This is a genomic window from Bradyrhizobium sp. IAR9, assembly GCF_013408065.1.
Taxonomy (GTDB): Bacteria; Pseudomonadota; Alphaproteobacteria; order Rhizobiales; family Xanthobacteraceae; genus Bradyrhizobium.
Map to the genome: position 1 here is coordinate 352963 of NZ_JACBZW010000006.1, position 22340 is coordinate 375302.

The 22340-nt window shown below is 61.1% G+C and carries 19 protein-coding genes; 13 read left to right on the forward strand and 6 right to left on the reverse strand.

All coding sequences use genetic code 11. The features are described 5' to 3' along the window. Window positions 1-49: 49 nt before the first annotated feature. A complete protein-coding gene (locus tag GGD67_RS19135) occupies window positions 50-1732 on the reverse strand; it encodes a methyl-accepting chemotaxis protein (protein ID WP_092260679.1) in 1683 nt (560 codons plus the stop codon). 284 nt (window positions 1733-2016) lie between these two features. Between GGD67_RS19135 and GGD67_RS19140 the strand changes: the two genes are divergently transcribed. Continuing rightward, complete coding sequence (locus tag GGD67_RS19140) at window positions 2017-2517, forward strand: hypothetical protein (RefSeq protein ID WP_018317273.1); 501 nt, start codon at window positions 2017-2019, stop codon at window positions 2515-2517. An 11-nt stretch (window positions 2518-2528) separates the two neighbouring features. Further along, window positions 2529-2996 (forward strand): hypothetical protein, encoded by a 468-nt coding sequence (locus GGD67_RS19145; RefSeq protein WP_092260675.1) that lies wholly within the window; start codon window positions 2529-2531, stop codon window positions 2994-2996. 60 nt (window positions 2997-3056) lie between these two features. Here GGD67_RS19145 and GGD67_RS19150 read toward each other — a convergent pair whose 3' ends face one another. Then, a complete protein-coding gene (locus GGD67_RS19150) occupies window positions 3057-3656 on the reverse strand; it encodes a TetR/AcrR family transcriptional regulator (protein WP_179735014.1) in 600 nt (199 codons plus the stop codon). Between the two features lie 160 nt (window positions 3657-3816). Here GGD67_RS19150 and GGD67_RS19155 point away from each other — a divergent pair, with 160 nt between their 5' ends. Beyond that, entirely contained in the window at window positions 3817-4194 is a 378-nt protein-coding gene (locus tag GGD67_RS19155; protein ID WP_092260671.1) for a tautomerase family protein, read from the forward strand. 76 nt (window positions 4195-4270) lie between these two features. Here the strand turns inward: GGD67_RS19155 and GGD67_RS19160 are convergent, their stop codons facing one another. Both GGD67_RS19160 and GGD67_RS19165 read right to left on the reverse strand, forming a co-directional pair. Further along, entirely contained in the window at window positions 4271-5200 is a 930-nt protein-coding gene (locus GGD67_RS19160) for a GTP-binding protein (RefSeq protein ID WP_179735016.1), read from the reverse strand. A 3-nt stretch (window positions 5201-5203) separates the two neighbouring features. Continuing rightward, window positions 5204-6694 carry an amidohydrolase family protein gene (locus GGD67_RS19165; RefSeq protein ID WP_179735018.1) on the reverse strand — a complete coding sequence of 497 codons (1491 nt, stop codon included), beginning with the start codon at window positions 6692-6694 and terminating at the stop codon, window positions 5204-5206. A gap of 868 nt (window positions 6695-7562) precedes the next feature. Between GGD67_RS19165 and GGD67_RS19170 the strand changes: the two genes are divergently transcribed. The 5 genes from GGD67_RS19170 (at window position 7563) to GGD67_RS19190 (ending at window position 11611) form a co-directional block, all read left to right on the forward strand. Beyond that, window positions 7563-7826 (forward strand): HigA family addiction module antitoxin, encoded by a 264-nt coding sequence (locus GGD67_RS19170; RefSeq protein ID WP_179735019.1) that lies wholly within the window; start codon window positions 7563-7565, stop codon window positions 7824-7826. Between the two features lie 221 nt (window positions 7827-8047). Continuing rightward, entirely contained in the window at window positions 8048-9001 is a 954-nt protein-coding gene (locus GGD67_RS19175) for an alpha/beta hydrolase (RefSeq protein WP_179735020.1), read from the forward strand. A 217-nt stretch (window positions 9002-9218) separates the two neighbouring features. Then, complete coding sequence (locus GGD67_RS19180; RefSeq protein ID WP_179735021.1) at window positions 9219-9689, forward strand: aminoacyl-tRNA deacylase; 471 nt, start codon at window positions 9219-9221, stop codon at window positions 9687-9689. Window positions 9690-9871: 182 nt separating this feature from the next. Then, window positions 9872-10291: a CBS domain-containing protein gene (locus GGD67_RS19185; RefSeq protein ID WP_018317283.1), complete on the forward strand. Its 420-nt coding sequence runs from the start codon at window positions 9872-9874 to the stop codon at window positions 10289-10291. A gap of 591 nt (window positions 10292-10882) precedes the next feature. Continuing rightward, window positions 10883-11611 (forward strand): hypothetical protein, encoded by a 729-nt coding sequence (locus GGD67_RS19190; RefSeq protein ID WP_179735022.1) that lies wholly within the window; start codon window positions 10883-10885, stop codon window positions 11609-11611. A gap of 250 nt (window positions 11612-11861) precedes the next feature. Here GGD67_RS19190 and GGD67_RS19195 read toward each other — a convergent pair whose 3' ends face one another. Next, the gene (locus GGD67_RS19195) at window positions 11862-12605 is read right to left on the reverse strand and encodes a hypothetical protein (protein WP_179735023.1); all 744 of its coding nucleotides are present in this window, start codon (window positions 12603-12605) and stop codon (window positions 11862-11864) included. 188 nt (window positions 12606-12793) lie between these two features. On the opposite strand from GGD67_RS19195, the gene GGD67_RS19200 reads away from it, so the two are divergent. After that, window positions 12794-17218: an NACHT domain-containing NTPase gene (locus GGD67_RS19200; protein WP_179735024.1), complete on the forward strand. Its 4425-nt coding sequence runs from the start codon at window positions 12794-12796 to the stop codon at window positions 17216-17218. Between the two features lie 440 nt (window positions 17219-17658). Here the strand turns inward: GGD67_RS19200 and GGD67_RS19205 are convergent, their stop codons facing one another. Beyond that, window positions 17659-18384, reverse strand: a complete 726-nt coding sequence (locus GGD67_RS19205; protein ID WP_179735025.1) for a recombinase family protein — start codon at window positions 18382-18384, stop codon at window positions 17659-17661. A gap of 335 nt (window positions 18385-18719) precedes the next feature. Here GGD67_RS19205 and GGD67_RS19210 point away from each other — a divergent pair, with 335 nt between their 5' ends. The 4 genes from GGD67_RS19210 (at window position 18720) to GGD67_RS19225 (ending at window position 22200) form a co-directional block, all read left to right on the forward strand. Next, window positions 18720-19382: a hypothetical protein gene (locus tag GGD67_RS19210; protein WP_179735026.1), complete on the forward strand. Its 663-nt coding sequence runs from the start codon at window positions 18720-18722 to the stop codon at window positions 19380-19382. Between the two features lie 167 nt (window positions 19383-19549). Further along, window positions 19550-20074 (forward strand): RNase H family protein, encoded by a 525-nt coding sequence (locus tag GGD67_RS19215; protein WP_179735027.1) that lies wholly within the window; start codon window positions 19550-19552, stop codon window positions 20072-20074. Between the two features lie 206 nt (window positions 20075-20280). Continuing rightward, entirely contained in the window at window positions 20281-20814 is a 534-nt protein-coding gene (locus GGD67_RS19220) for a hypothetical protein (protein ID WP_246790831.1), read from the forward strand. Between the two features lie 123 nt (window positions 20815-20937). Continuing rightward, window positions 20938-22200: a hypothetical protein gene (locus GGD67_RS19225; protein ID WP_179735028.1), complete on the forward strand. Its 1263-nt coding sequence runs from the start codon at window positions 20938-20940 to the stop codon at window positions 22198-22200. The last annotated feature ends 140 nt before the right edge of the window (window positions 22201-22340 follow it).

A 22340-nucleotide genomic window follows, 5' to 3' on the forward strand; every position in this document is an offset into this window, starting at 1 on the left:
CGGCCGATGCCGCGACGCGGAAAAAGAAAGTCTCTCGCAGCGCGTTTCGTTACGCTGCGCGCACGCCCGCGACGAAAGCGCTGACCTCGTTTTCGAGCGATTGCAGCTTCTGCGTCAGCCGGCCGCTCGATTGCAGCACGAGGCCTGCGGCTTGGCCGGTCGCCGCGGTCGCGTCGGTGACGCCGGAGATGTTCTGCGAGACCTGATCGGTGCCGGAGGCCGCCTCCTGCACGCTGTGTGCGATCGCCTGCGTCGCGGCGCCCTGCTCCTCGACCGCGGCGGCGATCGACGAGGAGATCTCGTTGACCTCCATGATGGTGGCGCGGATGCTCTCGATGTTGCCGACGACCTGGTTGGTCTCGGCCTGGATCGCGGTGATCTGCGCACCGATCTCGTCGGTCGCCTTCGCGGTCTGGCTCGCCAGCGACTTCACTTCGCTCGCGACCACCGCAAAGCCCTTGCCGGCTTCGCCGGCGCGCGCCGCCTCGATCGTGGCGTTGAGCGCGAGCAGATTGGTCTGCGAGGCGATCTGGTTGATGAGGTCGATGACCTCGCCGATCTTGTGCGCGGCCGCTGCCAGCCCCTGCACGGTGTCGTTGGTGCGCTGGCCGTCGGCGGCGGCCTTGTCGGCCACCGTCGCGGCCTGTGCGACGCGCTGGCTGATCTCCGAGATCGAGGACGACAGCTGGCCGGCGGCGGAGGCCACCGTCTGCACGTTGCTCGAGGCCTGCTGGCAGGCGGAGGCGACGAAGCTCGCGCGGTCGGTCGCCTTGTCCGCGGTTTCCGACATGCCCTGCGCGGCCTGCTGCATCGCGCGCGCCTCGTTGAAGACGTCGCGGACGACGGCCTGGACGCTCGCCTCGAACTTGCCGGCGAGGTCAGTCATGGCCTTGCGCTTCTCGTCGTCGGCCCTCTGCTTCAGTTCCTGCTGCTCGGCATGCATGCGGCCGACGGCCGAGGCATTGTCCTTGAACACGGCCAGCGCCTTGGCGAGCGCGCCGACCTCGTTGTTGCGGTCGGTATAGGGCACCTCGAACGCGCTGTCGCCGGCGGCAAGCCGCTCGGTCAGCGCGGTGATTTTTGCCAGCGGCCGGGTCACGCTGCGGCCGATCACGAAGGACGCGCCGAGGACCAGGACCAGCACGGCCAGACAGACATAGCCGAACGTCGTCGCGGCCTGGCGGAAGACGGCGTCGACATCGTCGAGATAGATGCCGGTGCCGATGATCCAGCCCCAGGGCGCAAAGCCCTTCACATAGGAGATTTTCCCGACCGGCTGGTCGAAGCCGGGCTTCGGCCAGAGGTAGCCGTAGAAGCCCGCGCCCTGCTTCTTGACGACGTCGACGAAGCCCATGAACAGCGCGTTGCCGGCGGGATCCTTCATCCCGGAGAGATCCTTGCCGTCGAGCTCCGGCTTGATCGGATGCATGACCATCTTGGGGGCCATGTCGTTGATCCAGAAATACTCGACCTTGTCGTAGCGCAGGCTCTTGATCTCGGCGATCGCGGCGGCCTGGGCCTGCTCGCGCGGGAGTTTCCCCTCGCTCTCGAGCTTTTGGTAGTGGGCGAGAATGCCGTAGCCGACATCGACCATCTGCTGCGTCTTGGCCTGGCGATCGGCGACCATCTGCGTGCGCAGCGTCGACAGGGCGATCGGTGCCAGCGCGATCATGCCGAGGAGGCTGATGCCGACAATCAGGACCAGCTTGAAACTGATGCGGGAGAAAATCATCGGAGCTCACGAAATTTGGCGGGACAGACATGCCAGATTATCCCGATCCCCTTAGCAAAGCTTTAAGCATTCGGGTTCCCAGGCGGCCGCCGAAGCCCGGCGGCCGCGCACGGTTTTCGCACCCTCGCGGCGCCGCGCCCGTCTTCGAATATAAACCTCTTCAAAACTAGAAGACCTCGATATCGCCCCTGCGAGCGTTGACTTGGAGAGGGCTCCGGCAGAACGATCGATGCAGACAATCAGCGCCAGCTGTGGCGTGAGCGCAGCCAAGGGCCAGAGGTTTCATGCATCAATCGACATCATCAGGATCTCTCGACCTTCCCGCGCTCAGTGCGGCGGAACGGCTCTTCATCTGGGGATTCCGGGCCAAGGCACGCAGCGGAGGCGCCGTTCCGACTGCAGCCGATATCCAGGAAGTGTACGACCATTTCCGCGTGGGCGATGCCGTGCTCTCGCTGGAATCCATCATCGAGATCTTCGCCTGCACGGCCCATACCGCGATCGAAGTGCACTGCCCGACCTGTCCGCGCATGTCGGACAGCGAGCGCGGGATTCTGCAGGCCATCGCCGCGGCCCAACAGGATCGCATCGACATCGTGCGCGAACGATTCGAGAGCTGGCTGCCGCCGGTTGGCGCCGATTGGGCGCTGGCGCCCGTGCGGGGGCTCGCCACGATCTTCCGCATGGCAGGCCTCATCCTGCCCGACCGGCAGGTGCGATCCCTCGACCATGACCGCACCATGGCGATGAAGAGCTGGCTGGTCGGAAGCCCGACATTGCACTGACGAGATCGGTCATGACCCCAGCTATTTGCGCCTCGGTGCCGGAAGCCGGCCCATCGCGGCTCTGTCCGCTCCAGGCCGCGCTTGGAGCGCGCCCCTGCGTCGACAGCTATGATGATTTCTGCCGCGTCGCGCTGTCGCTGTTCCGCTTCATCGGGGCGGCCTACACCACCGGCGCCTCCGATTGCTGGGAAGCCGCCTATCGCTTTGCCGACGAGGCGACTGGCGTTGCCGACAGTCCGCTGCTGGTCGCGCGCGTGGCAGCGCTGGTCAGGATCCTGCGCAGCGGCCGGCCATGCGAACTGTGCTTCATGCCGCCGTCCTGCCGTCGGCTGTCGAAGGACGAGACGGAATTGATGCGATTGCTGGCGGTCGCGCGAAGCAAGCAGCCGGGCGAGCTCGAATCCATCGTCTGCGCGTTCGTCGGCTCCGGCAAGGAAGCTGCGGCGACGCGGGCGGTCAACGCGCTCGCCTTGTGCTGAGGGTTGTTGTTTGCGCATGATCTTTCCGGAAAACCGCTTCACACTTTTCCGGATCATGCGCTAGCCGCCTTTCCTGCCGAGCACGAGATCGATGGTGTGCGCGGCGATCTTGCGCAATTGCGGCTCGTCGCCGAAGGCACGTTCGAGCACGGCGAGACCGCGCGTCACGGTGACGATGTGCAGCGCCGCGGCCGCGGCATTGCCGTTGAACTCGCCGCGCTCGGCGCCTGCCGACAACGTGTCCTGAACCAGTGCTGTGATGCGCGAGATAAGGCCCGCAAAAGCCTGGCGCGCTTCTTCGTCCAACCCCTCGCCTTCCGCGGCGCCGAGCTCCATCAGGCCGCGCGTGGTCGGACATCCGCGCGGCGGCGTGCCGGAGCGAAAGTTGGTGATGGTCAGATCGAAGAAAGCGGTGAGGCGCTTTCGCAGGCTGCCCGTCCCGAGCGCCTTCTGCAGCGCGAGGAGATAATCCCCCGCATAGCGTTCATAGGCCTGCAGGAACAGCGCTTCCTTGCTGCCGAAGGCGTTGTAAAGGCTGCCGCGCTGGACGCCGGCATCGCGCGCGATGTCCGACAGCGAGGTGCCGCGCACGCCCTTGCGCCAGAACTGGTCGAACGCAATGCGCAGGACATCGTCATGGTCGAATTCGCGCGGCCGCAAGCTCGGCTCCTTTGGGAAGTATTTGACACGACGTCAAGAACATGCTTTCTCGACATCGTGTCAAAAACCAATTGGAATTGATAGCCCGTTTCAACACTGGACCGAACAGCGGCGTACGCATTCGCCTTGCTGGTCGGACCCGCATGCAAAGGGACGCGCGATGCCTCTGCTCCACATCTCGATGCGCGCCGGCAAGCCGCAAGCCTACCGGCAGGCGATTCTCGACGGCCTCTACCGCGCCATGCGCGAGGCGCTGAATGTGCCCGTGGACGACGCGTTCATGGCCATCACCGAGCATGAGCCGGCGAATTTCCGCTGCGGCAATGCCTACGGCGTCGAGCGCAGCGACGACGCGGTGCTGATCCAGATCACCGTGTTCGCCTCGCGCACTCCCGAGCAGAAGAAGGCATTGTATCGCCGGATCGCGGACCTTCTCGGCGAAAGCCCGGGTATCCGGCCCGAGGACGTGTTCGTGAACGTGCTCGATGCCCCCAAGGAGAACTGGTCCGTCGGTCATGGGCTGGCGCAGTTCGCGTGAGCTGGGCGGACCTGCCGGTGCCCTGCCGATCGAGGATTGAGGCGCCTGATACGCCCTGCGATCGGCGCGGATTGCCCTACTCGCCAGCAACGCACGCTTCCATGATGCCGTCGAGCTCGGCTTTCGACAGCACCCCGAGCTCGGCGATGAAGACGATCCGTGCGCGCGGCGCCCCCGGCGCGGGCGCATCGCCGGGGGCGAGCGTGGCGCGGCCGGCGGCGAATTGAAACACCATCTGGCGGCCGGGCTGCTCGACCGTCTCGAACAGGCCTTTCGCACGCGCCAGCTTCGGCGCGAGACGGCCGATGGCCTGCTGCAGGCGCGGCAGCGAGATCGGGCGGTCCGAGGTCCAGCTCAGCGTCTCGAAGCGCTCTTCTGCCGGTCGTTTCGGGCCCGGATCACGCGGCGCGGGCGCACGCTCGACGTTCGCGGGGAACAGCAGCGCGGACGGAATCTCGCCATGTGGCGCATCGACCACCACGGCGGGAAGGCGCAAGGCGCGGATGGCTTGACGCATCCGCGCCCCCGCGCCCTCGTCCGCCAGATCCAGCTTGGTCAAGGCCACGATATCGGCGACGCGCAATTGCGAGCGCTGGAGAGCGTCGTCCAGTGCGGCCGGCGGTGTCGCGGCGTCGATCACGCACAGCACCGTCTCCAGCGGCGCCTCGCGCAGGATCACGGGGTCCATCAGATTGCGGACGATGTCGGCGGGATCAGCAACGCCGCTGGTCTCGATGACGATATGCTCGGGCTTCGGCTCTCGCCGCAGCAGCGTCGAGAGCGTGCGCAGCAGATCGCCTTCGAGCGAGCAGCAGATGCAGCCATTGGCGAGGCTGACCACGCCGTCGCTGGCGCCCGCGATCAGTTCCGCATCGATGTTGATGGCGCCGAAATCGTTGACGATCGCGGCGATCCGCCGCCCCTCCGCATGCGCCAGGAGATGGTTCACGACCGTGGTCTTGCCCGCCCCCAGAAAGCCCGTCACCAGGAGAATGGGGACCGGCACGGGTCAACCCCCGACGACGGGGCGGCGCACCGGCTGACCCGGCCGCACCGCGAGGTCCAGCACGCCGTCGCTGATCAGCACCTGGCCGCTGACCACGAGATGCCGCACGCCTTCGGACGGACGGTTCATCGCCGTGAAGGTCGCGCGGTCCGAGAGTTTTTCGTAGTCGAACACGACGATGTCGGCGTCCGCGCCCTTCGTTAGCCGGCCCTTGGCGCGCATCGCCGGCGTGCTCTGCGACAGGATTTCCGCCGGGATCAGCGCGCATTTGCGCACGCCTTCGAGCAGCGACACGGTCTTGCGCTCGCGCACCCATTCGCGGATGAAGCGGGTGAAGCAGCCGGCCGAGCGCGGATGCGAGGTGGCATCGTCAGGCAGCGGCCAGGCATCGCCGGTGTAGGTCTTGCCGTCCGACGTCGTCCACGGCATCGCATCGGACGCGATCGCGCCGCCGGGATACAGCACCGACATGTCGAGCAGGTCGCGGTGATGCGAATTGTTCTCGATGTCGAGGATGTGCCAGAGCACCAGCGAGGACGGCTCTTCGGCCTGCGCCTTCAGGAGCTCCTCGCGGTCGTGGAAGCGATAGCCGTCGGTCACGCGCTGCACCGAGTCGTAGCCGGTGCCGTTGCGTTCGACGAATTCGGGGTCGCTGAAGAAGGCGGCGGCCAGCACGGTCGAGCCGGTGCCATAAGGATAGGCCTCGACCGTGATGGGCAGGCCCTGCGCCTGCGCCTTCGCGATCAGCACGCGGCAACGCTCGACGTCGGTCTTGCTCGACGAGTTGAAATGGCAGATGTGCATGTGCGCGCCGGTGGCGCCGGCATAGCCGATCAGACGGATATAGGCTTCCACCGCACTCTCGGGGTCGATGCGCGACATGAAGGCGACGTGGGTGAAGGTCGGCACGTCCTTGGCGGCGGCGAGCTGGCAGACCGCGGTCAGCTCCTGCACGCCGGCGCCCGGCGCGTAGGCATTGAGGATGCCGATACCGATGCCGCCTTCGTCGAGACCGCGCCCGAGACGCTCGAGAATGCCGGCGACCTCCGCATCGCTCGCCACGTTGTCCATCCAGCGGCGGTCGCGCATGGCGTTGCCGAACGCCTCCAGCGAGCTCTCCGCATTGGAGCCGGTCATTGCGCCGATGCGCGCAAACGCCCAGTTGGTGGCGGCGCCGTAGTTCAGCACGCGGCCTTTTCTCGCCTGGCGCTCGTACCAGGACCCGACCGGCAGCACGCCGGCCTCGAGATCGAGCGTCGTCGTCACCCCATCGAACGCCTGCATGCGGTCCGCCGGGATCGATTGGCCGTGGGCGTGCAGGTCGATGAAGCCGGGGGCGACCACGAGCCCGGTCGCGTCGATCACGCGCTCGGCGCCGCCAAGGCCCGTGCCGACCGCGGCGATCCTGCCATCCACCACCGCCACGTCGCCGACGGCGTCCATCCCACCCGCGGGATCTACCACCCGGCCGCCAGAGATCACCAAGCCGCTCATATCGTCACTCCCTCCACCTCGAAATCGCATCAAGGCAGATTCCGGAAGCGACGACCACCTCCACTGAAGCCGACGCAGCATGCTCGCACGGAAGGTCATTTCGCAGGCAACCTGCGGACGCGCGCCCGCGTCCTCGCGGCATGTTTTGCCCGAGTGATGCTGCTCTCCTCACCCTCTCGAAGGAAAGGGCGCAGGGAAGGCCGGGCGCCAGCTGGCACCCGTAAAGACCCCCGTGCTGAACAGATTGCACACGCAATGCACAGGGGAGACACAGGGCAGCCGAAACCAGGCCTTCCCTGCGCGATGGTCTGACGGCCAATATGCCGCGCTCTCCCGGGAGCCGAACTTTCCTTCTGGCCTCCCTCGCCCCGCGAATTGGATGATGCAGTCTGCCCGGTTGGGCTCGCTCGCATCTCCGCGAAAGGCTTGACCGTAGCAACGACGGCCAGGACCACACGGTTTTGCCGTACGCAGGCCATCCGGCTTCGCCAAGAGGCTCCGCCGGACATGGGCGCCGTTCGTCTTCGCAGGTCACACATGCTCACGAGGTTCTCTCGCCCTGCACACGCAAGCTCCGCCTTAACGCCGCCCGCGTCCACCGCAACTCCCAGCCCGCGCTCGAAACGACGTACGACCGCCCCTTTGGTGGGCTGGAATGGCCGACACATACGACAAATCCGAATTTCGGTAAAGTGGAATATTTTTGTGGAGAGGGGTTGACAGAACTTTGGCCTGTTTCGCTTGACGGGCGCCGATCGATCTGTGGCACGCCTCGAATGCACGGTCCCGTCTTGAGAAGCAAACGGCCGGCGAGTAACCTCCGTGGTCTCCGGTCGGCCGCCCGTGGCCGACCAAAAGGAGTACGCAGATGGCAAGGAAACTCCCGCCGATTCATCCGGGAGAAATCCTACGGAAAGAATTTCTCGTTCCGCTGAAGTTGACGCCCTACGCGGTCGCGGCGGCTCTGAACGTGCCACGCACTCGGATCGAGCGCCTTGCGCGCGAAGAAAAACCCGTCACGGCCGACACTGCGCTGCGGCTCGGAAAGTTCTTCAAGACAGGCGCCGCGCTCTGGATGAACATTCAGACCCGCTTCGACCTCGAAACGGCAGAGGACGTGCTCGCACCTTAGATCTAGAAAATTACGTCCTACGAGGCCGTTTGAGAGTGCGCCATGACTTGAACCCGCCGCGAACCGGCTCCGCCGTCTTCTCGCCTGCATTGTCATTCAGTGAGCTAGGCGGGGCGGCGTGAGGTGGGCAAAGTTCCCAAAGGTTCCCAGTGATCGTCCGACGTCCTCTGCAACGCGACTCCCGTCATTCCGTTTCGCGCCGCGCTTTCCTCGGCGGACTTATGTCGGCAGGGAGCGCCCTCGCGCTCGGCGGATGCGCCGGCCTTGGTGCGACCGGCGCGCGCTTCGACGCCTCGTCCCTCTCCGTTGACCCGACCGTGCTTGTCACCACCACGCGCAAGCCCGTCAACGGCGCCCGTGCCAAACCCTGGTTTGGGCCGGAACGCGCGACGGCCATGACGGTCGCGCGGGCCAAGCTTGCGGCGCCGGACGAGAGCCGTCTTTCCCTCGCCTCCGTTGGACTTGGCGATTGGCGCCTTGATCGGGTCGAACCGGTGCCGGCCGACGCTGGCGATCTTGCTGCGCAGGCCGGGACAGGAGACGTGCTGATCTATGTGCACGGCTTCAAGCAGACATTCGAGACGGCCGTGCTGGACGGCGCCCATCTCTCTGACGGGATCAAGTTCCGCGGCCGGACCATGGTGTTCTCCTGGCCCTCCAAGGCCGGCCTGTTCGACTACGCCTATGACCGCGACAGCGCGATGTGGTCGCGCGACGATTTCGAACGCGTACTCTCTGCGCTGGTGTCGGCGCCAAGCGCCGGCCGCGTGCACATCGTCGCCCACAGCATGGGAACCATGCTGACGCTCGAAAGCCTGCGGCAGCTCCACGCTCGTTACGGCGACACGGTCACGAGCAAGATCGGCGCCGTGGTGTTTGCCGCGCCTGATATCGACATGGACGTGTTCTCGTCGGCGATCCAGCGCATCGGCCCGCTGGCCGGCAAGATCACAGTGATCGCCGCGACGAACGATCGCGCACTCGCGCTGTCGGGACAGCTCGCAGGTGGCATGACGCGGGTCGGCGCGGCCGAGAAAGCGGTCATCGCGCGGCTCGGTGTGCGTGTGGTCGATGCCTCCCAGGAAGGCTGGGGCATCATCAACCACGATCTGTTCCTGTCGAATTCGGAGGTGCAGAAAGTGATCCGCCGCTCGATCGACGGCACGACGGCGTGAGAGAGTGGCTGTGCCGAGCCATGCGCGAAGCTTGCCCCTGAGTGCCAGTCTCGACCGATGGCGCTCCGCGCAGAAGAAAACCGCGAACGCTGAATTGCAGCTTGCGGATGGAAGACCTATGTTGGGTCTCTAGTCAGGCAGCCGCCCATCGTATGGCGAGAGTCTGCAGGGTCGACCTCGCGGTGGATGGTTTGCATTCCGCATCGGAGGTGATGCCATGGCCATTGCTCCCACGCTCCAGAAATACCTCGCCGCTGAGAACATCCAGTACGAGGTGATCCCGCACGAACTCAGCATGACGTCCGCTCGAACGGCCGAGGCATGCCATATCTCGGGCGACCGCCTCGCCAAGGGCATCGTGTTGCGGCGCGACGGCGGATACATGCTGGCCATCCTGCCCGCATCGCATCACCTCCGCCTGTCGGACCTGAGGACAAGCCTCGGCGACAATGTCCAAATGGCCAATGAAACCGAGGTCAATCGGCTGTTCAGCGACTGTGCACACGGTGCGGTTCCCGCCGTCGGCAAATGCTACGGATTGGACATGATCGTCGAGGACAGCATCGAGGCACAGCCAGACATCTATATGGAAGCCGGCGATCATGAGACGCTGCTCCATATGGGTCACGCGCAGTTTGCGCGCCTGACGGCCAACGCACCGCACGGGCGCTTCAGCGCGCATGACTGAGGTTTTGTAGACCGCCGATTGCCGTTGCGATCCTGGGCGGGAACTCTGGCCGTGAGGTTGCCGTCATACTGTTCCGCAGGGTGGCGGCGAGAGTGTCTGCGCTTGTCTGGTCGGAGTTCGGAAGATTGGGGGTGCCGTTGCATTGCATCAACGCACTTGAAACCCACGAACGGAGGCTCGCCATGAAAGTCAAAGACGTGATGCACAAGGGTGTCGACTGGGTCAGCCCCAACACCCCAATCACCGAGATTGCCAAACTGATGCGGGCGCATGACATCGGCTGCATTCCGATTGGCGAGGATGACAAGCTGGTCGGAATGGTGACCGACCGCGATATCGTCTGCAAAGGGCTCGCGAGCCACAGCTTCGATGCCGGCCGCGCGACGGCAAGCGACGTGATGACCGAGGGCATCCATTGCTGCCGCGAGGACGATGACCTCGCCAAGGCGATGCATCACATGGAGAAGCTGCAGGTCCGCAGGCTGCCGGTGATCAACAAGAGCAAGCGGATGGTCGGCATCATCAGCCTGGGCGACGTCGGCCATTCCGCGTCCGGTGATATGCTCACCGAGACCGTCAGGAGCATTTCGGCGCATCACTGAACTTGCGGCCAAGGCTTACGGCCAGGGCTTGCGGTCAGGGCTCTCTCGCGATCGCCGCTCAAACGGGCGTTGAGGGGAGCCCGAGCCACGCGCTCGTCATCCAACCATCGCGCGGCACAGAAGCGACGGCGCGATGTGGCTTACTTTGCGCCGGCGTGAATGTCAGGGGCGGGTTCACTCGACCGCTTCATCAGCGTCGACGCTGCGGCGCGCAACTATGACCAAGCGAGATCGCGCGGCCGGACCGGGCCGCCGTCGGATGGGGTCGCAGCAAAAAGTCGAGGAATATCGCGGATTTGGCGCTCCCTAGGGGAAACACCCATCCTCACCATAAGCAATTGAAAAATCTGACCTATTGAGCGACCCGCAAGGCTCATGTGTAGCAGCATCCGCGCCGAGGGTCGAGAACCATGATTGACCAAAGGCGGATCGAAATCCGCAACATCTCCAACGTTGCGAATAGCGACCGATCCACTGCTCGTTGTTGCCCGCCCAATCGGCGCTGCGGAAGTCTCGGCAGTACCGCGCCGGTTGGGGAAGGTATCCAACGGATCGGCTGAACTTCGTCGGAGATTCAGCTAATCTCTTCCCGTGAAAATCGTCTATCTCGACCAAAACAAATGGATTGAGCTGGCCCGTGCGGTGAAGTCTCCTAATGATTTCCCGGCGTATTACGCCGTGCTCCAATCTCTGGTGACCGAAGCCAACGCCGGCCGCCTTCTTGTCCCACTCACTTCAACTAATCTGTACGAAACGCAGAAGATCGCCATCCCGGAACGGCGCGAGCATCTGGCATGGGTCCAATCGACCTTGAGCCAGGGCATGGTTTTTCGTGGCCGCCATAAACGACTTGAGGTCGAAGTCATTGACCACCTCCGGGCACAATACGGGCTTGATGCATTGCCGCGCGATCCGCGATGGTTTCTCTCGAACGTGTTTTTTGAGTCAACGGCGGAGATTGGCGATGACCGTATCCCTCAGCCGTCAGCGAGCGTTCTTGAAGCCATTCGCGGCAATCCACCGCGCTTCATGTTCGAGTATCTCACAAAATTGCCGGAAGACCTCCGAGCCGTGGCCGTGTCGAATTTCTCCGGGGGCTCCGAAAAGCTTCGACTGTCCATCGAGGAAAAGCGCACTCGGGACGCAAGCGAGACTGAAGCCATGCGGCGGCGTCTTGCCGGCGCTCGCCTCATGATCAGTGAACTTGATCTGATCCTGTCATTCATCCGCCTTGCGGCGGCTGCCAGAGTTCGAAGAGAGCGCAATACTTCGGAGGTTTTCCCCAAGCATTATCAACGAATGTCCGACCTATTTTATTGAGCGCGAGATCGGCATTCGCATCGAACAGCAGGTCCGCCCCATCGAAGAGAATGACTTCAGGGACATGCAGTCGTTTTGCGCGGTCGTCGCTTATGCCGACATCGTGGTGGCCGAGAATATGTTCTCAAACCTCGCGACGCAGTCCAGCCTGCACAAAAAATATCGAACGCTCATCACTACGAAGCTGGCCGACATCCCAAACGCATTGCGAGTGGCGTAACCAGACTCTGGGCGACCAAAACTCGCCGCGCTATGTCGATCCCGCTGACTTTAAACCCTCGGCAATTGTGTAGATTGCTGAAAGTGCCGTGAGTGCCGTTGCTCTGCTGCATGTTGCACCGGAACGTGTCGCCTTTCCGGGGTGAATCAGGTTACGGGCATCTTTGGCCAGATCAGCTAGTTGCTTACATTCCGGTGTGATCAAACCACGCTTGCTGGCCTCGGAGATCAAATCGTGCAAGTGAAGCTCATCCGGCGGCTTTTTGAATGGCACATCTCCACCCCTCTTCTTCACGGCCCATAGCAGGAGGGCCTCGATAACATGCCCGGCGATGATGGTTGCCCCCATCCATTCACGCACATTGAAATCGGTCCATGCCGCTTGAATCCGATCTTCGAGGCCCAGGCGTACATCGTCCTCTGCGATGAATGGCAGTTCGGGCTCCGGTGGCGGAAGCTGATCTCGGCATTTCAGCATCAGGCGTCGGATGCGCTCGATCACGTCCTTTCCGCCCACACTGTTCGCTGGCGCAATATCGCCGAGATTCCAAGCCGGTAGTTTCGTGGCCAAGACGGCGCGGCACTGGCTATATTCTAGATAGTCCTGCGCGTTAAGATCGATGAGTGCTGGGGGCACCTCATTGAGCATGGTAAGCAGCGCGTGCACCTGCACTTTATGAATGTGCTTGACCGCTCGACCGTCTATCTCGTTTCGATCGACTCCAAACATGCTGTCGATCGCAGCGACAATTTGGCTCGGAAGGATGGACGGCATTGGGCTCCAAAGTGACGTGAGGTCGGCACACCACGATGGGCGCGAGCTTATGGCGGATATTGACTTCGGCGCTTGAAGAACAAATGCAGAATAAGCATATTCCGGCCCGGTTACTACAACGACTTTGCCTGAATCGCAGGCAATCACGTAGTATCAGATGAAACAACCGTTCCCGAATCGGGCAACACGTGCGCGATGACTTTCTAAAACAGACTGTTACCGAGATTGCGAAGGGTGTGGGCTACCGATGCTCAAACCCCAATTGTTCACGACCCACGGTTGCCGCGAATGCCGAGCAGACGGGCACCGTTGTCATCGGGGTAGCAGCACATATTTGCGCTGCTTCGCCTGGCGGCCCCCGCTACAATCCCGTTCAGACCCGTGATGCCCGGCGCAGCAAAGAGAATGGCATCTGGCTTTGCCAGAATTGCGGGCGGCTGATCGACGCTGATCCAAGTAAATTCACGGTGGAACTGTTGGTAGGGTGGAAGCGCTCCGGCCAAGAACGTGCGTTCCGCGAACTCGTATCACCAGGCATTCCAGCACCGACGGAAGAAGCAACGCGCATTGGCCTGCTGGCGGCGTCCGACAATGCTGGCGCGACCGACACCGAATTCGGTGCACGCTTCCGGAGAGTTCACGCTGCGGCTGCTGATGATCTGGTTACGTACACCCGCGGGCCGCTGTGGGACCGAACGCAGGTTGAGTTGACGTTGAAGCTGCTCGATGAGGCCGGCGCACCACCTTTCAGTATCGGCAAGCTTCCCCCGGCTTTAGAGGTCGCACCGGAGATTACGCTTGTCGCGCCGCCGGGCACAGGAAAGACAACCACCGTGCTGCAGCTCGCCCGCTATGTTCTCGCGAGCAACACGATTGTGCCTTTGTATTTCCGATTGAGCGACGTACTGGACGGAAACAGTGACCTGTTCGCTTCGCTGTCGCGGCGAGCCGCATTTAAAGATGTCGGCCACGATGATCTTGTGGCACTTGCCGAACGTGGGCGCCTGTTACTGGCGCTGGACGGTTGGAACGAGCTTGACGCAGCGGCCCGCAAGCGAATCCGGCTCGACCTCGACCGTATTCGGCTTGACTGGCCTCATGTTCGTGTCGTGGTGACAACCCGCCGACAGGCGCTCGACGTGCCGATTGGGGGTCCACGCATCGCCATTGACTCGCTATCGGAAGATCAGCAAATGGCCATTGCGAGAGCCCAGTCCGGCGACGCAGGAGCAAAGATCGTCGATGATGCATGGCGCACCGGCGGCGTGCGCCAGCTCATCGCCACACCGCTGTATCTTTCTGCCCTGCTCGGGGGCGCTTCGCGCGGCATACGTCCGATCACGAAAGAAGAAGTCTTGCGATTGTTCGTGGAGCAACACGAGCATGCAACCGAGCACGCCGAAGCGCTGAACGCGATATTGTTGGGTTGCCATGCTTCGGTTCTAAGGGCGTTGGCGCATCAACTGAACGCTGCGTCATCGACGGCCATGGCTGAGTCTCAAGCCCGCCGAGTAGTAGTTGGGGCCCTAAACGAACTTCGCCAGCAAGGTCAGATGACCGGACAATTGGAGCCATCGGCAGCTCTGGACGTCCTAACGAGCCACCACGTCTTGATACGGTCTGGTTCAGGCAACGGCACGATTTCATTTCAGCATCAACAATTCCAAGAGTGGTTCGCCAGCTACGATGTGGAAGACCTCATGCGCAGGAGCGTAGGCGGTGAAGCGGGCACGCAAGTTCGATTGCGCGCGGCTGTTCTCGATCAACCAGCATGGGAGGAGTCGGTCCTTTTTGCGGTTGAACGAGTTTCGCGGGAAACGGATGGAGCTGCCATCATCGCGCATGCTGTTCGTCTGGCGCTCGCGATTGACCCAATGCTTGCAGCAGAAATCATTTATCGCTCGGGCGCTGGGGTCTGGGAGCTGGTTCGCACCGATGTAATGGCCTTTGTCGATCGTTGGCATAAACCAGGAGACGTAGATCGGGCAGTCCGCTTTATGATTATCACAGGGCAACCTGAATTCGCGCCGCGCATATGGCCGTTGGCTTCCAGCACGAATTCTCAAATTCAGCTTCCGACGTTGCGCATAGCTCCGCGCTTCCGGCCTTCCGTGCTTGGGGCTGATCTCGCGTCCAAGGTGGCGGCGCTGCCCGACGAGACTCGTGAGCACCTTCTCGCCTTGATCGCATCCGAAAGCGGCGTCGATGGCATGGAACTGGCGACGGAGCTTGGCAAGGTGGATCCAAGCCCGAAAGTGCAAGCTGAGGTCGTTCAATACTTGCTATTTCGCCGTGCCGAAAGGCATGCCTCTGCTCTGCTTGCAGCAGCGCACGAGGAAACTTGGGCACTAGTCGCTTCTCGTGGTTATGACGATGAAGTGAGCGATCCGGTGACAGCCAAGCGACTTGCGCAAGAGCGCGCCAAACTAATTGCAGCTGCAAAGACGCCAAGCGAACGATTGCGCTTCTTGCTGGATGATTCGGTGAACGATCCCGATCGCGATGCGAAGATTGCAGCGACTATCTCCGATCCTGAATTCTCTGTGAAGTACGGGCAAAGTAGTTCATCATCATTGTACTTCGCGCAGGAGCGGGCACCTGCGGCCGTGCTGCAAGGATTGAGGCAGCGCATCGAGGCTGGGCTCGAACTCCCTCTTCATGCCGACGACTTCCTTGATCAACTTGGCGTAGTCGATGATGGCCCCTCCGCCGCTGTTATCCTCGACACGCGTCAGGACAACCGCGCTAACGACAAGCTTGCGGCTTTTGCCGGGCCCAAGACGACGGGTACATTGATCGACAGGTACCTGGAATGCACGAGAGCGCTCCGAGCCGATCGCAACAACAGACAATTGAGCGACGAGCATTACCGCATCAGGACCCGCATCAGAGCCACGCGACCATCCGCCTTTGTCGAAGCGTTCATCGCGCGTGCAGACACGGACGATCTGACGCTGATTCACGACCTTTGCGACCTCGCTGCGGCGCACGGCGACACAAATGGAAAATGCCAGACCATTCCACTCGATCCGGAAGCGAGAACGGCGTTGGTTGGCATTTTGCGGCGCTGGGTGGACGCTGTCGCTACGTTACCGAAATCGAGGCGCGAAGACCTATGCGAGGTATCGAATGCAATAGGCCGTTTCGGCCTTCATGAGCTCTTGCCCGAGCAAATCCGGCTGCTTGACGAGGAACTGGTGAGGCTCACGAAAGCGCGTGATGGCTTTCTTATGGCGCAGCAGCGAGGCGATATTGAAGCAACCTCCGAAGCACGCATGCGATACGGCAATCAGTATCAGCGCGCTTTTTCGCTCATCGGGAGCGGCGATGTCGCACGCGCGGTCGTCAAGTATTTGGAGCATCCGGAGTTTGGATTGGAGGCCGCACTTGTTATTAAGAGCGTCTCGGACAAGCAGCTAAGAGTCCCAGAGCCAGATTTATTCCAGCGTTGGCCATGGTTTGATGAGGTGGCAGCGGCACGTTCGGCAAGGAGCGCGGCACCGGCTGAACTCGCGAATAGCTACGGCGATCCGATTTGGGCCGCGATTGATCGCCTTGCTCACCTCGAAAACCAGAAGCCCCAACACGCCCTAGCCATCACGATATCTCGGGTCGCACTCGCGATGCCGCACCGCAATCAGGACGCTTTGATCGCTCGGGTGATTGCTCTACCGCAACCGCTGACATCGAAGCGAGAATTGTTGGCTGCGGTGGCGATGGACGGACAAGTCCTCGATGCCCACCTTGTCATGCGGGCTATTGACGATTGGATCGCGGACGCCGGGGCCGATCAGACCAAGGCGTGGCACAAGCGGCAAAATACATGGGAAATAGAACCGTGGCTGGAACTTCTGCCTTACACGGACAATCCTGATGCGGTGATCGAGGGCCTAACCAAGGTCAAAGCGTTTTATCAGAGTGGTTGGGCACAACCCTGGGAACGGGTTTTGACCGCGGTTTCAGTTGTGCCAGGACCGGCCGGCGACACTCTACTGGCCAATCTTGCGCGTGCGCACAGAGACATCGCAACCGAATTTGATTGGATGAGGCGTATTCTCCGACGCAACACTGCATCATCCGCGCTCTTATACGTTGATCTGTTCTTAGAGGGCGTCCTGGGAACCGAGCGGGAAGCGCCTGACCCCTGGTCGATTGGCCGCGAGTTGGCACAGTATGCAGAAGAGTTCTCAGAGTTGAAGACTGAACTCAAGAGGCGTTACGAAACAGCCTCTGGAAAGGGGCGAACGATGCTTGAACACCTTTTCGGCGAAATCGGAGACGAAGCCGACCTTATGACAATGATCGAGAAGTATGCTGCCGAAGGACGGCCGTACGACCAACGCATGGGCCAAGTCGTCTATGCCGTTACAGTTCGGGAAGTTCCCGTATCGGAGGGCTCCAATAGCTACAACATTTACCCTGCATCGGTGGGTGCTGTGCGGAAGACGCTATTTAGCATGCTGGATGGAGAAGCCAGCAAGGCCGCGCTGGCGAAGCAGTGCCTTTCGGCAATCGATCACCATCGAGACGCCTATGGCATCGCAGCAAACGATCCACGCCATCCCGACGTAATGTCGGACAAGCCATGGCCGGAAGAAGCAGCATCAGTTTAGTGAGAGTGGCTTTTTCGTCCGCTTGAGTTCTCCGCGTGCCATTCGGACGCGAAACAGGCCGCCGCGCACTCTCGGGAAAGCTATTAAAAGAAGCCTTTGCTTGTCCAAGCTGAGCCGACAATGCCTCACGGAAGCTGGCAATCATTGCGAATGTTCAGCACTGGTTACGGCCACAGATGAGCTTGCCGGGAAGCCATGCACGAAGATAAAGGAAGGTCTTATTTGAGAAGGCGATGGCCTTCATTGAGCGACATGGGACACGTAACGACGATCTTCGGCCTCAGGCCATATCACAACACGCGGAGTTCGACGGGGGAAGATGGTGCGGTCCAAGGCTCGGACCCCGGGCAGAAAATGGTTGTGGGTTACAAATGTAAGACGTGATCTCGGGGCGGCGACGTGAGATTCTTCCCCCCGTGGCAGGGCTGAAGACCCACCAGTTAGAGCACTTTTAGACGGCTCTCCAGATTTGCGACGGACGAAGCATGCCATTTCCGGCCGCGTGCGGTTACGATCTCACGCCGATTGAGTTCATGTGCCACAGCAGCTAACGTTGCAGCGCCGCCTGCGCGGATGGCTTCGATCTCCGATGCGAGGTCTTTGGCCCGTTGGTCGGCCCGACGACGTATCTGGATCACCGCCGCCGAGTTACCCCTCTGAGCCCGCCGCAGCGCTTCCGCACCATTAGGATTGCCGAGACGTTTGATCTCCGGACGTGATCGCTGACCCGTCTCGGCTATCCGCTTACGGGCCGCCCCCAGTGCATCACGTGTCCGCCGCGAGATAGCCTCCGCTTCCGCCTGCGCAACCACGGCCAGCACGCCAATGGTCAGGTCGTTGGCCTCCGGCATATCGCAGCAGAGGAACCTCACCCCGCTATCGCGCAAAGTCAGCGTAAATGAAGCCGAGCGGGAAAGCCGGTCAAGCTTAGCGATCACCAGCACTGCTCCGGTGATCTTGGCATAGCGGATGGCCTTCAATAGTTCGCCACGGTCGCTATTCTTGCCGCTTTCCACTTCGGTAAATTCGGCAACGATCCTTCCGCCCCTCGCCAGCGCGAAGTTCTCTATGTCAGCCTTCTGGGCTTCAAGTCCTAATCCGCTGCGCCCCTGCTTCTGTGTGGACACGCGCGTGTAGGCAACAAGTTTCAATTCTTTCGCTTCCATCCATCCTCGCGCAATGGTCGTTAGGCGATTATGTAATTTGGGGCCCTAGCCTAAAATTGACAACTGCGTCACCTTGACTCGCCCCCCAAACTGGGCGCCACCCACTTCAGCACAATCGAACTCGAATGCCCCCCACGCGCAGAATAGGAAAGCCACCGCCATACACTGAGTGGCATGGCAACCATTACAGAGCAAAACTGCGCATCCCCGAGCAGCTCCGTTTTCGCTTCCCACTCGACGGGTCCGGCACTCGATTCAAAAAGTTCGTTTACAAAAACCTCCGAACCGATGATCCCAGAGAAGCAGCTCCAGCTGCTCAAGCTTTCGTTGACCAAATGCAAAGACGGTTCAGGAGATTCGCGCGTCGAGATCGAACTCCGCCGGGGCTGCTATCGGAGGCGCAACGTTGGCGAAACAACATCCCCGCCGAAGACAATCCGCTAACCGCAAGTGGATCGCCTGCGTCCGGCCAACCAATAAATGCAGAAGACCTACACGCACTTGGCCTCGAACAGCGGTACTCCGAATTCGATGCTCTGGTCGATCGGGCATACGAGCTTGACGATAAAATAGGCAACGCCCGCGCCCTGCGGTTTTTCAATCTGGCCTCGGGCCGAACGACATCTATAGCTGCCAGTGCAGAGAGTTGGCTGCGATCCGAATCGTATTCTGCGGCCACCCGTGACCGATATCGCAGAACCGTTGAAGACTTGATCAACTGGTGCCGCTCCTGTCGAATTCCGGCTGAAATGGAAGCAATCAACGCCCGACGAGCACGTCGCTTCCTGTCGCGTCGCATCAATCGAGATCAGAAGGCTATCGTCAACGAGAAGGCGACCTTAAGCCGCTTTTGGGACTGGTCCAACTTTCATCTCGTGGCCGATTTGATGTCTCGCACTGGCGACCTCGAAGCCTGGTCGGGGGACCGCGGTGACAATCCATGGCGCGATGTTGGGGCACACGTTTCCTCCAACAAAAAAAAGCGATCAGGTAAATAGTGCATTGTTGGCCTGTACTTCCAGATTGTGCGATCAATGTAAAAGCTGCGAAAGGAAGGAGCATAGCTTCTCCTGATCGTTCGTTACGACTTGCACCGCGCCCTGAAGAGTTCAAATGTCTCTTGCCGCTGCTTTTGGCGGCGTCGCAAAGCTAATCAGGAGCCAACGTGAAAGCCGCCTCGCAGAGTACGCCTGCACTTCCCTTACCGAGAAACGAACCTTTCTTGCCAACTGCTGACTACGTCATCTTTTTGGATTCTTCTGATCTCCCAAATGAAGACGGATCGGGGCCTTCCGCATGTGTCTGGCAAATTCGGACAATGGACGGGAGGATAGTCAATGACAGCGAAGCTAAGCAGAGCCGTACCAAATGTAGCGATGAGAAACGTGCCCTGGTTGCAGCCCTGGTCGGAGCTTTGGAAGCGGTAGGCGATGGATCTTTTTGCCTCGTCTATGCGACGGGCACGTACATCACGGATGGCGTGAAGCATGCATGCAATTGGAAAGCTCGCGGCTGGCGAAACAGTCACAACGAGCCAGTTGCAAGTCCCGACATTTGGGACCGTTATTTGGAGCTTTTAGACAATCGCGATCTCGAAGTCCGTGCGCGGAGTTGGAAGAAGGAATATTGCACTGAGCTTCGGCGTCATCTGAACGAACGAGCAAAAGGAGCCTGCGGGGATAGAAACTGATGCCCAGCGGCGAAAGACGGCTCAAGGCAAGGATATCCAAGATTGCCTTTGTTGACCGTTGCACAATACCTGGTTGTCGCAACTCCACGATGGGAGCGACTGGAGCTGGCCTTGCCGCCTTCCATTGCCGCAAACATGTCGAGCACAAAGCCCGGCATGGATCGCACTGGCACGGGACATACAGCGCCGCGGAGTTGAGGCCTTACTTGGCGGCTGCTGCTTCGTATCTCCGGCCCCGAGCCAAATCCGATCGGTTCTTCAAGGCGGCTCTTAGCGCCATCGCGCTGCTCCTCGAAGAAGCCGGCCCAACGGAGATCGCCACTCGGCTGCGCGGCATGTCCCCAAGTAGACGGGCGCGGATCGCCTTAGCGCGGCTCCGTGTCGCAGGCATCAAACCAGAGCGCTTCGTCGCCATCGTGCTGGCTGTCACAGCATTAATTGAGGAAGACCCCGGCTCACATCGGACCGAAGAGTTTCGCACGGTCCAAATCGCAAAGGCCCTGCATCGCCTTGCGAGTGGCACCCATAAGCGCTGGCCATTCGTGGACCATCAAGGCAGACAGAGCCAAACCGAACTCCACGCCTTTCCCAGGTCGTCTGGGCCGGTGTTGCGCCTGATCGGACGGACCGTCGAGCAACCGTGCGAATGGGTGGTGGAAAAGCACCTTCCCGCAGTCCTCGCCCTGAAGGTTAAAAGGTATGGACGCCATCCCGTGCTTCGGGCAGCAGGCCTTGGATAATTTGCAGTAACAGGCTCTCGCACGGCATATCTGGTGGGCGGATAAAGGTACGCACATGTTGGGACATCAAGCCGGTCATTTTGAGCACAGATTCTTCGGACCATGGCACTAAGTAATCAGCACATGCGTTTCGATCCGCAGTTGCGGGCGAGAACCCCGGAGCTAAGGGCAGCCATCGGCCGGCTCACACAGCATCTGATCACCCAGGAAGATAGGCTCTGTCTTCGCTCTCGCGCCCGCAAGGATGAAGACCGACGCAAATTCATCATCGCTATTGAGGCTGTTGCCTGCAATCTGCTGATTCAGGGCCTCCTTCGCGAAGATGCGGCGCTCGCCGTTCCGCTCGACAACAACATGATGTGGGGTGCAAACCGCTACCGGAACCCTGTCTACGGCCAGCACTTCCTTGGCTTGATCGACCTGTTGGAGCGGCTGAAGCTGCTCAAGCCCATCACGAAAGGCTACCGGTTCTCGAAAACGGCTAAAGCCCCGTCTCTCTTCAGCACGACAACCCGCCTCCGGAAGCACCTTCCGAAAGTGGCGCCGAACTCCTTCCGTCGCGAGCAAGAGCCGGAAGTCCTCATCCTTAAGTCCGGCAGGGACGATGACGGCAACGCGACCTTAATCGACTACTCAGAGAGCAAGAAAACGCGGACGTTACGCAGACAAGTCCAACGAATCAATGATTGGCTCCTCGACGCTGACATCGAATTGGTCGGCACTCGCGATGCAGCCCGACTCGGCAGGGAGGGCGAAGTCATCGCCTCCTATCGCCGGACGCTCCGCAGGACGTTCAACAATAAGAGCTGGCAACAGGGCGGCAGGCTTTCGGGCGGCTTCTGGATGACGATGCCTCGCGAGAATCGCTTCCGGCAGATACGCATGAACGGCATGCCGGTGGCCGATGTCGACTACCAACAACTCTTTCCCCGTCTCGCCTACGTCCGCGCCAGAGCACCGCAGCCTACCGGAGATCTTTACGATGCGATGGGAGACGGCACCGGGCGAGATGGCTTTAAGCTACTGCTCAACGCCTTGCTATTCACGCGAGGTCCTCTGATGCGTTGGCCCCGCGATTGCAGTCCATTGCTTCCCCAGTTGAACCTTAAGCAAGCGCTTGCCCGGCTAGAGCAAAAGCACGAGCCGATTGCCCATCTGTTCGGAACCGGCATCGGTTTTGAACTCATGTTCCTCGAAAGCGAACTGCTGATTGCCGTGGTCACGCACCTCTTTGAGAGCGGCATCCCGGCGCTGCCCCTTCATGACGCCGTACTCGTGGCGGAGCCGAATGCCGAAGCTGCCAAGGCCGCTATGAAGCATGCCTTTTGCGCTGGCTCGGCCCAGTCGCGCGCGTTCATAAAAGTCGAGTTTAGCCCTACAAAATAGACCTTTTCCGTCTTACGCCTCTGCTAAAGGACTAGGAGGTCTGGGAGGACTGGGAGGACTGGAGGACTTGGAGGGAGGAACTTGGCGGGGGACTGCCTTACGGTGCGCTTGGCGCTGATCCCTCCAAAGCGGCGAAGCCT

What these genes read in the sequence shown, in the direction of transcription:
- GGD67_RS19135 (WP_092260679.1), bottom strand. Translation starts at nt 1,732, where the DNA reads ATGATTTTCTCCCGCATCAGTTTCAAGCTGGTCCTGATTGTCGGCATC.
- GGD67_RS19140 (WP_018317273.1), top strand. Translation starts at nt 2,017, where the DNA reads ATGCATCAATCGACATCATCAGGATCTCTCGACCTTCCCGCGCTCAGT.
- GGD67_RS19145 (WP_092260675.1), top strand. Translation starts at nt 2,529, where the DNA reads ATGACCCCAGCTATTTGCGCCTCGGTGCCGGAAGCCGGCCCATCGCGG.
- GGD67_RS19155 (WP_092260671.1), top strand. Translation starts at nt 3,817, where the DNA reads ATGCCTCTGCTCCACATCTCGATGCGCGCCGGCAAGCCGCAAGCCTAC.
- GGD67_RS19165 (WP_179735018.1), bottom strand. Translation starts at nt 6,694, where the DNA reads ATGAGCGGCTTGGTGATCTCTGGCGGCCGGGTGGTAGATCCCGCGGGT.
- GGD67_RS19170 (WP_179735019.1), top strand. Translation starts at nt 7,563, where the DNA reads ATGGCAAGGAAACTCCCGCCGATTCATCCGGGAGAAATCCTACGGAAA.
- GGD67_RS19175 (WP_179735020.1), top strand. Translation starts at nt 8,048, where the DNA reads ATGTCGGCAGGGAGCGCCCTCGCGCTCGGCGGATGCGCCGGCCTTGGT.
- GGD67_RS19180 (WP_179735021.1), top strand. Translation starts at nt 9,219, where the DNA reads ATGGCCATTGCTCCCACGCTCCAGAAATACCTCGCCGCTGAGAACATC.
- GGD67_RS19185 (WP_018317283.1), top strand. Translation starts at nt 9,872, where the DNA reads ATGAAAGTCAAAGACGTGATGCACAAGGGTGTCGACTGGGTCAGCCCC.
- GGD67_RS19195 (WP_179735023.1), bottom strand. Translation starts at nt 12,605, where the DNA reads ATGCCGTCCATCCTTCCGAGCCAAATTGTCGCTGCGATCGACAGCATG.
- GGD67_RS19205 (WP_179735025.1), bottom strand. Translation starts at nt 18,384, where the DNA reads ATGGAAGCGAAAGAATTGAAACTTGTTGCCTACACGCGCGTGTCCACA.
- GGD67_RS19210 (WP_179735026.1), top strand. Translation starts at nt 18,720, where the DNA reads ATGCAAAGACGGTTCAGGAGATTCGCGCGTCGAGATCGAACTCCGCCG.
- GGD67_RS19225 (WP_179735028.1), top strand. Translation starts at nt 20,938, where the DNA reads ATGCGTTTCGATCCGCAGTTGCGGGCGAGAACCCCGGAGCTAAGGGCA.